This window comes from Pseudoalteromonas sp. SG44-5, assembly GCF_014164175.1.
GTDB classification, from domain to species: Bacteria; Pseudomonadota; Gammaproteobacteria; order Enterobacterales; family Alteromonadaceae; genus Pseudoalteromonas; species Pseudoalteromonas nigrifaciens.
Window position 1 is genome coordinate 1 of sequence record NZ_JACJES010000018.1, and the last position, 13,142, is coordinate 13,142.

Genomic DNA, 13,142 nt, shown 5'->3' on the forward strand with positions numbered 1-13,142 from the left:
ACTAAGCTTGGCTGTTAGAACTCAATCTGTACGAGTGCCCACACAGATGATTGCTTTATATTGTTAAAGAACGTTTTGAGTCGCTTTAGCGTCTCAAGGGATGCGTATAATACATCCTTTATTTTCCGAGTCAACACTTTGTTTTAAACTTTCTTTTTGGAAGATTTAAAACCGAAGTTTTATTTAACTCTCTAAGTAGTTCGCGTCTCGCTAGGCGTTGACGTTTCCCGTCTCAGTGGGGTCGCATTATAGGGAGCCGCAGATTTTACGCAAGTGTTTTTATCGCCTTTTTTGCATTTAATTTTTACCCCAAAGATACACAAGCCAGGCTCACAGGTTACCCACAAAACCCTGTGGATAACTGCGTTTTTTATTCCTTAAACAAGCTTACTGTTATATTGCTATAAACTTAAAAATGTAAAAAGCACCTAGATAAGGTGCTTTTAAAAGTAATAGTTATTAAGTTTTAGTACAAAATACTATATAACTTGCGACGATACTTTGCTGCAAGTGCATCACCGTCGGGTAAAGAGGCAATAATAGCTAAAAAACTTGGTTTTGCTTCGTTAAAATTCAGATCTTTTTGCAGCACTGTAAATAGTACATCTAATGCTTCTTCTTTTCTGCCGGCTTCATTGAGTAAAATACTTAGCTCTTCTTTTAATTCTAAGTCATTTGGGTACTTTTCTACTTGTTGTTGCTTTTCTTTAATCTCTGGTGAATCTTTTGCTTCAAGCGCAGCTTCGCATTTTGCTTTTATATTATTAAAGTAAGCATCTTGCTCTTGTACATCTATTGTATTAATTAGTGCTTGCGCTTCATCTACTTTATGAATTTGAATACATATATCTGCAAGTACTAATTTAATACGCGCGTTGCTGTTGTCAATTTCATAAGCTTGCTTTGCATAATTAAACGCGGCATTTAAATCTGACTTTAATAATGCTTGCTTTGCTTGCTCTAATAGTAAGTCTTGTTGAGCGGGTAAATGTTTAGCTAATGCTTCACGAATTTTCGCTTCAGCTTGGGCACCCGATAATACATCAACGGGCGCTGAGTCTTTTAACAACACCAGTGTTGGTAGTGTTTGTAAACCAACTTGCTGTGCTAATTGCGAAGCCAGAGCTTGCTCGGCATCGCAATCTAAATTTGCTACTACTATATAGTCGGTATATTCAGCGGCTAATTTATCTAATATTGCTGCCTGGTTAATACATTCAGGACTTTGCGCTGAGTAGAAGTTTAGCAGTACCAACTTTTGTTGTGATGTTTCGCCGAGTACTTGCTGAAAATTTTGCGCGTTGATACTAACTATGTTGCTCATTGAATTGATTGCCATATTCATTTATTTAGGTTTTTATATGGTGCTGAACATAATTATTACAAGTCATATATCTAAATCACTTGGATATACATTTATCTCAATAAGGGAAAATCATGAAGTTAACTTACTTAGGCACAGCGCTATTATTAGCTAGCCCTCTATTGGCGGCTAAATCATTAGACTTAAATTTACATAGCAGCATGCCAGCCATTGAAAGCTTTTACCTCGATCTGCATCAATCACCCGAGCTTTCGTATCACGAGCAACAAACCGCAAAAAAAATAGCAGCGCAGTTAAACAAGCTTGGTTTTGAAGTTACAAGCAATGTAGGTGGTTTTGGCGTTGTAGGCATTTACAAAAATGGTGATGGCCCCACAGTAATGATACGTACCGATACCGACGGCTTACCTATTACAGAACAAACAGGTAAGGCGTATGCTTCTAAAGTAACAGTAATAGACGAGCACGGTGCAAAAGTAGGTGTTATGCACGGCTGCGGTCACGATATACATATGAGCTCATTCATTGGTACTGCTGAACAACTAATAGCTCACAAAAATGCATGGCAAGGCACGCTAATGATGGTGGCACAACCCGCAGAAGAAGTAGGCGGTGGCGCTAAAGCCATGCTAAAAGAAGGCTTATTTAGTAAATATGCAAAACCTGATCACATAATTGCGCTACATGTAAGTGCAAGTGTGCCTGCCGGTAAAGTTGCGATGAAAAACGAATATACTATGGCCAGCGTCGATTCTGTTGATATAACTATAAAGGGTAAAGGCGGACATGGAGCTTATCCGCATACCACTATTGATCCGGTTATTATTGCTGCGCGCACTGTGCTTGCACTGCAAACTATTACGAGTCGTGAGCTTTCACCATTAGAGCCATCAGTCATTACTGTTGGATCTATTCATGGTGGCTCAAAACATAATGTAATTTCTGATGAAGTAAAGTTACAACTTACATTACGCAGCTATAACCCTGATATTAGAAATGCACAAATTGCAGCAATTAAACGCATTACCGCCGGTATTGCACAAAGCGCAGGCCTTGAGGAAGCGCTCTACCCTAAGGTGCAAGTACATGAAGATGAGTCAATTCCATCTACATATAACAATCCGGCACAAACCAACCTTGTGCGTCAAAGTATTGCCAGCGCTATTGGTGATGAAAATGTGCTTGAAACCCTCCCTGTAATGGCAGGTGAAGACTTTGGCTTATATGGCCGCACTGACGAAAATATTCCTATCACACTATTTTGGCTCGGTGGCGTTAACCAAGCAAAATATGCAAGTGCAATAAAAGCGGGCAAAACATTACCTTCACTGCATTCAAGTAAGTTTGCCCCAGACTATAAAGTCGCACTACCAACTGGCATTAAAGCCATGAGTAATGCAGCGGTAACTTTGTTTAATCAATAGTTTTATTTAAATAATAGCTCTGTAGTTAACCTGTAACAGAGCTTTTTTTATAACTCGACTTTTTATAAGGCGTTTTTTGGCCACGTTTAACAAAACGCTTTTTAGCTGAAGTTTTAGGCAGCTTTGCAAATACATTGCTATCGCAATTTGCAGCTTGTTGTACAAAACTATTTAAGTCGGCAAGTAAAGGCTGTAAAAATTGCTGATAGCTCATTACTTGCTGTGCAATATCACCTAAGCTCGATTCCCATTTAGCGGTTAAATCGGGGCGAACTAAACCTTGCGGCAGCACGCTAATAAGTGCACTCCCGGTTTCGGTTGCTTTAATTAATTTGCCTTCACGTTTTAAAAAACGGCGTTTAAATAATAATTCAATGATCCCCGCTCGCGTTGCCTCTGTGCCTAAGCCATCGGTGTCTTTAAGTACTTTTTTTATCTGTGGATCTTGTACATAGCGGCTTATGCCTGTCATGGCTGCAAGTAAAGTCGCATCACTAAAGTGCGCTGGCGGAGAGGTATATTTTTCAACAACCTCCCCTTGCGAGCAAAAAAGTAACATGTCTTTTGTTAAAGGCGGTAGCGTGGCTTCATCTTTCAATTCAGACTTACCCATTAGCACCTTAAAACCCAAGCTTACATCTTGCTTTGCATTTGCTTTAAATAACCCGCCAGCAATAGTTATCTCTGCTTTAGTTTCGTTGTAAATATAGTCGGGATAAAACTGTATTAAATAATGACGACATATTAATTGATAAACCTTTGTCTCATCGCTACCTAAACTTGCCGACTTTAACTGTTTTGCCGTAGGGACAATGGCGTGATGCGCAGCCACTTTTGAATCGTTAAAACATTTACTACGTTTTTTACTATCAGCTGCTTTTACTAACTCAACACCTTGCCCGCCATTAGTGCTTATAGCTTTTAAAATAGCAGACGCATCTTGGTGATGATCATTAGGTAAGTAGCGGTTGTCTGAACGCGGGTAGGTAATTAACTTATGACGCTCATAAAGAGTTTGGCATATATCCAGCACCTTTTGCGCTGGCATAGCAAATGCTTTTGCCGCGTCTATCTGCAAAGCAGATAAGTTATAAGGCAGTGGCGCAGTTTGTTTTTTTTGCTTTTGTTCAAGCGCCGTTAGCTCAGCATTTTGCTGTGTGATACGCGAGGCTACGTTTTCAGCCAATGCTTTATTTAATACTCGCCCTTCTTCGTCTTGATAAGGCTCACATGCCTTACTGGGTATCCATTTTGCACTAAATGATTGTTTTTCGGGGGTGACTAAGTGGGCTAATACTTCATAAAATGGCTTCGATACGAAATTTGCTATGTCATTATCTCTATTAACCACCAAGCCAAGTATGGGTGTTTGTACTCGTCCCACAGAAAGTACGTTACCAAACCCAGCTTTTTGCCCTGCTAAAGTATAAGCGCGGGTTAAATTCATACCAAACAACCAATCAGCACGAGAGCGCGCTAAGGCTGAAACGCTCAACGGAATAAACTCACGGTTAGATCGCATAGTCGTTAATGCTTTTTTTACTGCAGCTAAGTTTAAATCACTAATTAATAAGCGTTGAATATGCTGCTTTTTAGTTTTACTTATTTTGGCTTCTTCAATAACTTGATCGACAAGTAATTGCCCTTCTCTATCGGGATCACCTGCATGCACTAGTGCTGTAGCCTGTTTGATTAGCTTTTTTAACACAGTAAGTTGCTTGCGAGTTTTAGTTTTTGCTTTTAATTGCCACTGCTCAGGAATGATAGGTAGGTGCTCAAACTGCCACTTTTTAAAGCGCTCATCATAGTCATCGGGCTCGGCTTGCTCGAGCAAATGACCAATACACCAAGATACGCAATCACCATTTGCAACTTCAATGTAGCCATCGTGCTTTTTGTGCGGTTTTGGTAACGCGTCGGCAATAGCACGCCCTAATGACGGCTTTTCGGCAATATAGAGTTTCATAAGCAAGCTCTTTTACTGTTTATATACACAGTAGTTTAGCATATCAATTCACAGCGTGGGATGTTTTTATTAAACCGTACTATTTAACAACTCTGAGGTATTTGGCTGAGGTGGTGACTTTTAGTCAATTTTGACTAAAAGTCACCTGTAATCAATTACACTTAGTTTGCTTAAACCAAGTGTGTTTTTAATAAAATGACTGCTACCTTACATCGATAGGATCAGACTCTTTGGCCTTTCCTTGTAAAATAGATATTTCAACGCGACGATTACGACGGCGATCTTCATTGCTGTCATTTGGCACTAACGGCCGGGTTTCAGCACGCCCTACTACCATCATTCTATTTTTATCAAATCCAACTACTTTTTGCAGCTCACTGGCTACTGCAACTGCACGCTTAGATGAAAGATCCCAGTTATTAATATATAACTCGTTTGAAACCTGAAAATCGTCAGTATGCCCAGACACGGTAATTTCTCCAGGCACATCTTTTAATAGCACGCCAATTTCTTGAATAATGGGTTTAAACTTAGGTTGTAAAAATGCGCTACCCGAAGGGAAAGAGCCATTTTCACGAATACGAATAATTATTTGCTGCCCTAATGATTCAAGCTCTATGGCACCATCAATTATTTGTTTTTCTAATTGCTGAGCGATTTTTTTAACTAAGTCGTTTGTTTGCTGTTGATCGGCCGCTGAAATTGCTTGCTCCGATGCTTGCTCTTTGGAAGTACTACGCGACTCGCCACCACGTTTATCGCCCTGCTGCTCTTGCCTTCCGCCTGCTGAGCTTTCATCACCTGCCTGAAACTCTAACATTTGCTGGGTCATTTCTACCGTTTGCTGTTGAATTGTTTCAATTGGGGTAGGCTCTGGCTTGCCCGGAGTAAACTCCATAGCAATAACTGATGTGCCTTTGGGAATATCTTTAACTTCTATTTTATTTTGTACACCAAATGCAAATTTCATCGAACCGGCAATTTGTTTAAATTTAAGTACATCCATTTCAGAAAACGCAAGCAAGAGCACAAAAAAGCACATTAATAGCGACATTAAATCTGCGAATGTCCCCATCCACGCAGGTAAACCTGGGGGTGGGCACTTGCACTCTTGATCAGACATAGTTAATCCTCAGTGTTTACTTTACGTTTTGATTCAGCAAGATAGTTTTTCAAAATACCTTCTATTACTTTTGGATTTTGACCATCTTGAATACCTAAAACCGCATCTAAAATTAAACGTTGATTCATTGCCTCTTCGTCTTTACGCAGCTCCAATTTTGTTTGAATAGGAATAGCGACTACGTTAGCTAAAAATGCGCCGTATAATGTGGTTAACAATGCCACCGCCATAGCCGGACCAATTGCTTTAGGATCATCCATATTAGATAACATCGCAACTAAGCCTATTAAGGTGCCTATCATTCCCATTGCTGGGGCTATATCACCCAAAGATTTAAATAAAGTAGCACCCGACTCATGCCGTGCTGTAGTTAATGAAATATCTTTTTGCAGTGTGGCCCGCACTACGTCTGCGTCGTGGCCATCTACTAGCATGTCAACGCCTTTGCGCATAAATGGATTCGGTATTTCTGCCTCTTCAAGTGCTAAAAACCCGCCTTTACGTGCTGAATCTGCAAGTTCAACTGCTTTTTCGATTAACTCTTCTGGCGACTCAAGCTTAAACATAAACGCTTTGGTAACCACCTTACCTATGCCAAAAAACTGTGACATAGTAAAGTTTGATAAAACGATAAATAATGAACCGCCAAATACGATTACAACAGAGGGCGTGTTGTAAAACATAGCCATTTCACCGCTACTACTCATAAACATGGACATGACAATTAAGCCAATTGCGCCAAGGATCCCAATAATGGTTGCTAAATCCACATTCCCTCCAAAAGTTTTTGCTTTTATATGCAAACGTTTGTTATTAATTGTTTATCGGCAAGATACTGAATTGCTTAAGCCATTTTTTATAGATAAACATAAAAAGCTGGATTAAGCACTATTCTAGATCAACTTGTGTTATCTATCTAATTATCAATTTTTTAAAACATAAAACGTTTATTAACGAAAAAACCATTTCATCCTTTGACCTAGTTTAGCATTCCCCCTAAAATTGACTTCTAAATTTATTATGTAAGTTGAAATAAAGATGGCGACTAAAAAACCTGAAAACTTAAGTTTCGAGCAAGCACTAGAAGAATTAACAACAATCGTTAGTGAAATGGAACAAGGTGATTTATCGCTTGAGCAGTCATTAAAACAGTTTGAGCGTGGCATTGCTTTAGCAGGCGCATCGTCTAGTAAGTTGCAACAAGCTGAGCAAAAGGTGGCTATTTTAATGGGCAAAGATGAGAAGTCTGTATTAACCGACTTTGATAATGATATGGAATAGCCGTGACTATTAAAGAACTTATTACACATGCTCAAACTGATGTAGCCAATACTCTTAACCTTTATTTTGACCAATCGCTTAATACTGACGAGACCATAAAAGCCGCCACCCATTATAGTTTAATGAATGGCGGCAAAAGATTGCGTCCTTTTTTGGTTTACGCAACGGGTAAAATGCTCGGCGCAGATAAACAAGATTTAGACGTACTTGCTGCAGCTATAGAATGTATTCATAGCTACTCGTTAGTTCACGATGACTTACCAGCTATGGATGATGATGAATTACGTCGCGGACGCCCAACCTGTCATATCGTGTACGGCGAAGCACACGCAATTTTAGCCGGTGATGCACTGCAAGCTTTAGCATTTGAGTTAATCGCCAAGCATAATTTTAACTGTAGTGCTCAAGCTCAAGTTAAAATGATTGCTGAACTGGCACATGCCTCTGGGTTACAAGGTATGGTGGCAGGCCAAGGGCTTGATATTGCAGCTACTGATAAAGTAATAACCGTGGCTGAACTTGAGCGTATTCATAAGTTAAAAACCGGTGCGCTAATAAGCTGTGCAATTACACTGGGGGCTTTGTGCTCGAACAATGTTAGTCAAAACACGTTAGAAAATTTAGCCACTTTTGGCTATGCCATAGGGCTTGCATTTCAAGTACATGACGATATTTTAGACGTAGAAGGCGATACCGTTACTTTAGGTAAGCCTCAAGGGTCAGATATCGCTGCGAATAAAGCGACATATCCCGCTTTATTAGGTATGCTAGGCGCTAAAGAAAAAGCGCAAAACTTAATACAACAAGCCCATGCAGCGTTAGCAAATATAGACGCCGATACCAGTGCTTTAGCGTCACTAGCTAACTATTTAATTGAACGTGACCACTAAACACGGCTTAAATGTATTGCAACTTAGCACTAAAATTATTACTGAACATCAAATAACTCAAACAACGCGTTTGCACAGTTAGTTGATGTTAGCGAAGGACATATATAAAACCATGACACTTGATAGCAGCAAGTATCCATTACTTAATTTGGTTAACGAACCAGCCCACTTGCGAGACTTAGCACAAGATAAGCTTCCTGCATTTAGCCATGAGTTGCGTGACTACTTACTCAACTCGGTATCGCAAAGTAGCGGGCATTTAGCGTCTGGTTTAGGTACCGTAGAGCTCACTGTGGCACTACATTATGTGTATAACACCCCAGATGATCGCCTTGTATGGGATGTAGGCCATCAAGCTTACCCACACAAAATACTCACCGGGCGTCGCGATTTAATGCACACCATTCGTAAAAAAGATGGCTTGCACCCTTTCCCATTTCGCGAAGAAAGCCAATACGATACGTTTAGTGTGGGCCATTCTAGTACCTCTATTTCAGCTGCGTTGGGCATGTCTATTGCTGCGCAAAAAGAAGGTAAAGGACGCAAAACGGTTGCCGTTATAGGCGATGGTGCTATTACAGCAGGCATGGCGTTTGAAGCCATGAACCACTTAGGTGATGTAAAATCAGATATGTTGATCATTTTAAATGACAACGAAATGTCGATTTCTGAAAACGTTGGCGCGTTAACAAATCACTTTGCCCGTATTTTATCGGGTAGCTTTTATACTAACATTCGCGAAGGTAGTAAAAAACTACTCTCGGGTGTGCCACCAGTTAAGCAACTTGCCAGTAAAATGGAAGAGCATATTAAAGGGATGATGATCCCTGGTACCTTCTTTGAAGAATTAGGCCTAAATTATATTGGCCCAATTGATGGCCATGATGTAAACATGTTAGTAGATACGCTGCGTAATATGCGTAACTTAAAAGGCCCGCAATTACTGCATATAAAAACCCAAAAAGGCAAAGGGTATAAACCCGCTGAAGCCGACCCTATTGGCTATCACGGCGTACCTAAGTTTGATCCTAATACATCAAGTTTACCTAAATCAAAACCCGGTGCGGCTACATTTTCTAATGTATTTGGCGACTGGTTATGCGACATAGCAAAGCAAGACAGCAAGCTTATGGCGATAACACCGGCTATGCGCGAAGGCTCTGGCATGGTGCGTTTTTCAAAAGAGCATCCTGATCAGTATTTTGATGTTGCGATTGCCGAGCAGCACGCTGTAACCCTAGCCGCTGGTTTTGCTTGTGAAGGCTTAAAACCCGTTGTCGCAATTTACTCAAGCTTTTTACAACGTGCGTACGATCAGCTAATTCACGATGTAGCGCTGCAAAACTTACCTGTGTTATTCGCTATTGACCGTGCTGGTATTGTTGGCGCAGACGGCGAAACACATCAAGGTGCGTACGATTTAAGCTTTATGCGCTGCATTCCAAATATGGTCATTATGGCGCCAAGCGATACAAATGAGTGTCGCCACATGTTATATACTGGTTATCAAGCAAATTGTCCTGTTGCTGTGCGTTATCCGCGTGGTAGTGCTGGTACGGCAGAAATTGCAACTAATATGCAATTACTTGAAATTGGTAAAGCCGATGTTGTTAAGCAAGGTGCTAAAGTGGCTATATTGTCATTTGGTACATTACTTGAAAACGCGCAACTAGCAGCTGATGAACTCAATGCGACTTTAGTTAATATGCGCTTTATTAAACCGCTTGATACTGCGTTACTCAATGAGTTAATAAACAGCCACGATGTAATAGTAACGCTTGAAGACAATGCAATTTCTGGCGGTGCTGGCTCTGCGGTTAATGAGTATTTAGCAACGCAAAAAGCACAGGTTAGCATTCTTAACTTGGGTATCCCTGATGAATTTATTAAGCACGGTACACAAGACGAAATGCACGACGAAATGGGCTTAGGCGAGCAAGGAATATTAACTGCTATCAAAGCGTTTATTAATTAACCCCCTACTCATTTAAAGCATATTAAAAAAGGAGCCTAGGCTCCTTTTTTAATATCTAAATATTAGTTACTTATCGCATCCATACTTTAATATCAGCTAAACCATTGGCTTGTAGCAAGCCTATTTGCTGTTCAACATTAGGGTTTTGCTCAAACTCAAACGCATCTAACTGCTCATCAAAGGTAATATTAGCGACCCCATCGCCACCGCGTTTTTTAACTTGATGCAGTGCAATATCAGCTAAATTAATCGAGGTTTCCCAGCTAATAACTTGGCCACCTAATAATGGTAGCGGATAAAACGACCAACCAATTGAGGCCGAAATATGAGTGCTTTTACCATTTGGCAATTGAAATCCATGTTCGGCAATTCCTTGGCAAAGATCCGACACATAGCTGTCAATTAAGTTACATTTAAAGTCACGTAATAAAAGTAAAAATTCATCGCCGCTCCAACGTGCCACATAATCTGAGCCCTGAGTACGCGAATTAAGTAATACCGCCATTTGCTGCAAACAACTATCTCCGGCAATTGGCCCATACGCATCGTTAATACGGCTAAAATTATCTAAGTTTATAATTAATAATACTAGCGACTTGCCCTGCGCTTGCAGTGACTGTGAGTTACGCTGAAAATGTTCAATATCTTTAGGTAGTTGGTCGAACAAAAAGCGGCGGCTACGTAACCCTGTAAGCTCATCTGAATGGCTCACCAGCTTAAGCTGTGAGTTAACCTTATTAAGCTTATCGTTTGCTTGGCGAAGCTCTAAGGTACGATCAGTGATCAACCCTTCTAACACTTCTTGTTTACGGCGCTCTTGCGCTCTAAATACCCAAAACACTAAATAAAACAATAAAACGAAACCACTTGTGATCAGTAATCTAAAGTAAATTGTTTCATCAAAACGCTCAGGTACTACAAAAGCGTAATCAACAGATTGGGCTATGTTCCAATCCTCGCCTTGGCGTTTTGTTTCTAACTGAAACAAAAATGCACCGGCTGGAAGGTTGGTATAAATAGCTTCGCGGCGAGTATTAGCGTATCGCCAGTCAGTATCTAAACCATTTAATTTATATCTAAACTCAATACTATTTGGCGCGTAATAATCTATAGCTGTGTATTTTAAAGTAACATCGCGCTCGTCTATTTTTAATCGCGGTTTATTACCTAATGCAGCTGTGGTTAAACTACGTAATGGTGTAGTTAATGTTTCTATTTTAGGTTTTAAACCACGTAAACCAAACAGCTCAACGCTTTTAGGTATTTCAACTACACCTTGTAAACTGGGATACCAAATGGAGTTATCCATATCAACAACCGCGTCATGCCCTAAGCCATTACAACATTGGCTGGCTTTACCATCGAGTTGGCGATCGAACGAGGAAATAACCTCTTCAACTTTTAAGCTTTGGATCTGCGTTTTAAATTGATCTACCGGCATCCGATAAACACCTTTCATGGTGCTTACCCATATTCTTTTTAATTTTTCATCGTACTTTAAGCTAAAAATAGAACCATAGGGTAAGCCATTTGCCGCATCTAATTGCTGCCATTGTCCTTGTCCACTACGATAAAACAAACCATCGTTTAACGAGCCAACTAATATTCCAACTCCATCTATATGCAAAATACTGGTTACATAAGCACTTTCTAAGGTAGTTTGGTCGCCTATTTTTTCTATTCCTCGGTCAGTAAAGTAATACGCGCCTTTACTAGTACCGATAATGCCAAAGTTTGGTGCATCTAATACAAAAGTAATAAACTTACTGCCTAAAAATGCATTATAAGCAAAGGGCCTTAAACCACTATAATTGAGTCGATACAAACCTCGGCCAGTACCAATCCAAAATCCGCCTCGGGTAGCTGAGCTAATCGCAAATACCGGGTTGTCGTTTAATGCGCGCCCAGGAAAGCTGTAAAGTGTGTCGTCTTCATAAAAGAATAACCCCCGCCCAGTAGCAATATAAAGCCGATCGCCATCAAACTGTAAATCATGCACCGAGGCATGCCCATACTTGCTACTGTTTATTATATTAATAAAGTTTTTATTGGTATCAAAGTAACCAACTCCACTTCTGTTAGCTATCCACAGTTTGTCATCGGGTGATTTACTAATCGCCATTACCGTTTCAGTCATTTTAGAAATTGCCGAGTGACGCTCAATGCGACCTTCGTGTGCCAGCCATAAACCTTCACTAAAACTGGCTAGCCAAACATTATTTTGATCATCGCGAAACATGTCAGCAAACCAAATACTTTGATCTAACTGACTTGGCTCAACCCATTGCCAATCACCTGACTTGCCACGAAATAATAAACGCCCATAAGTAGATACCCATAAGCCACCATTGGTGTCGCTCATAAATTTATAAACTGCAGAGTTATTCACATTAGGCAGTGGGAAAGAACGTAGTTCGTCATCTAAATCTAAAAAATAAGCACCCAACTCAGAGGCTAAATATAAATTACCATTTAAAAAAGAGAGATCGTGCACTATGGTTTGCGCTAAGCTGTCGGGTAATGACACTTTGGCAGTAAGCTCTAAACGTAATTTAGAAAAGTCGGCAGCGCTTTTTGTCAGGCGCAGTAAATGTCTGTCGTTTACTAACCAAATACCTTCAGGTGCGAGCGCCATTTTGCTCACAGAGCCAACTATTTGAGTAATAACAGTGGGATTAACTATGGGTGATGGCTCATTAGTTTGATCGCGTAAATCAACCAAACTACGATCAACATAATACAGGCCATTAGCGGCTATCCAAATACCGCCTTTAGAGTCCTCTAAAATATCTCTAACCGGGCCTTTAATATTAAACTCTTGTGCACTAAGTGTTGCAGGGTCAATAACCACTAACCCATTTTTGGTGCCGATCCACAAAAAGCCTTGGCCATCTATTAGTAATTTATTAATACCATTACTTGGTAAAAAAAGACTATTTTGCGTGTTGTAGTTGGTAAAAGTATTGCCGTCAAAACGACTTAAACCAAATTGAGTTCCCAGCCACATATAACCTTGCTGGTCTTGCACAACACTTTTGAGTGATTGCGAGGGGAGTCCATCTTTAATATTCCATTGTTTAACTACGTAATCAGTAATTGAGGCCCAACTTGGCATAGCACAGGTTAGTAGTACAAAAACTAGTAAAAATCGCATCATAT

Annotated in this window: 9 protein-coding genes; 4 read left to right on the forward strand and 5 right to left on the reverse strand. The window is 40.2% G+C overall.

The features are described 5' to 3' along the window. Positions 1-466: 466 nt before the first annotated feature. Positions 467-1,324 (reverse strand): tetratricopeptide repeat protein, encoded by an 858-nt coding sequence (locus H5079_RS14460; protein WP_182684357.1) that lies wholly within the window; start codon positions 1,322-1,324, stop codon positions 467-469. A gap of 113 nt (positions 1,325-1,437) precedes the next feature. On the opposite strand from H5079_RS14460, the gene H5079_RS14465 reads away from it, so the two are divergent. After that, the gene (locus H5079_RS14465; RefSeq protein ID WP_182684358.1) at positions 1,438-2,748 is read left to right on the forward strand and encodes a M20 family metallopeptidase; all 1,311 of its coding nucleotides are present in this window, start codon (positions 1,438-1,440) and stop codon (positions 2,746-2,748) included. Between the two features lie 25 nt (positions 2,749-2,773). Here the strand turns inward: H5079_RS14465 and H5079_RS14470 are convergent, their stop codons facing one another. The 3 genes from H5079_RS14470 to pomA all read right to left on the reverse strand — a co-directional run bounded on the left by H5079_RS14470 (position 2,774) and on the right by pomA (position 6,607). Next, positions 2,774-4,714 (reverse strand): DNA topoisomerase III, encoded by a 1,941-nt coding sequence (locus H5079_RS14470; protein ID WP_182684359.1) that lies wholly within the window; start codon positions 4,712-4,714, stop codon positions 2,774-2,776. 202 nt (positions 4,715-4,916) lie between these two features. Next, positions 4,917-5,837, reverse strand: a complete 921-nt coding sequence (locus H5079_RS14475) for a flagellar motor protein MotB (protein ID WP_182684360.1) — start codon at positions 5,835-5,837, stop codon at positions 4,917-4,919. Positions 5,838-5,839: 2 nt separating this feature from the next. After that, positions 5,840-6,607 (reverse strand): flagellar motor protein PomA, encoded by a 768-nt coding sequence (gene pomA / locus H5079_RS14480; protein WP_041454537.1) that lies wholly within the window; start codon positions 6,605-6,607, stop codon positions 5,840-5,842. 268 nt (positions 6,608-6,875) lie between these two features. Between pomA and H5079_RS14485 the strand changes: the two genes are divergently transcribed. The 3 genes from H5079_RS14485 (at position 6,876) to dxs (ending at position 9,983) form a co-directional block, all read left to right on the forward strand. Continuing rightward, the gene (locus tag H5079_RS14485; RefSeq protein ID WP_011329014.1) at positions 6,876-7,118 is read left to right on the forward strand and encodes an exodeoxyribonuclease VII small subunit; all 243 of its coding nucleotides are present in this window, start codon (positions 6,876-6,878) and stop codon (positions 7,116-7,118) included. A 2-nt stretch (positions 7,119-7,120) separates the two neighbouring features. After that, on the forward strand, positions 7,121-8,008 hold the full coding sequence (ispA, locus tag H5079_RS14490) for a (2E,6E)-farnesyl diphosphate synthase (RefSeq protein ID WP_011329015.1): 888 nt from the start codon (positions 7,121-7,123) through the stop codon (positions 8,006-8,008). Positions 8,009-8,120: 112 nt separating this feature from the next. Continuing rightward, positions 8,121-9,983: a 1-deoxy-D-xylulose-5-phosphate synthase gene (gene dxs, locus H5079_RS14495; RefSeq protein ID WP_086993171.1), complete on the forward strand. Its 1,863-nt coding sequence runs from the start codon at positions 8,121-8,123 to the stop codon at positions 9,981-9,983. 70 nt (positions 9,984-10,053) lie between these two features. Here dxs and H5079_RS14500 read toward each other — a convergent pair whose 3' ends face one another. Next, entirely contained in the window at positions 10,054-13,140 is a 3,087-nt protein-coding gene (locus H5079_RS14500) for a ligand-binding sensor domain-containing diguanylate cyclase (RefSeq protein WP_011329017.1), read from the reverse strand. Between the last annotated feature and the right edge of the window lie 2 nt (positions 13,141-13,142).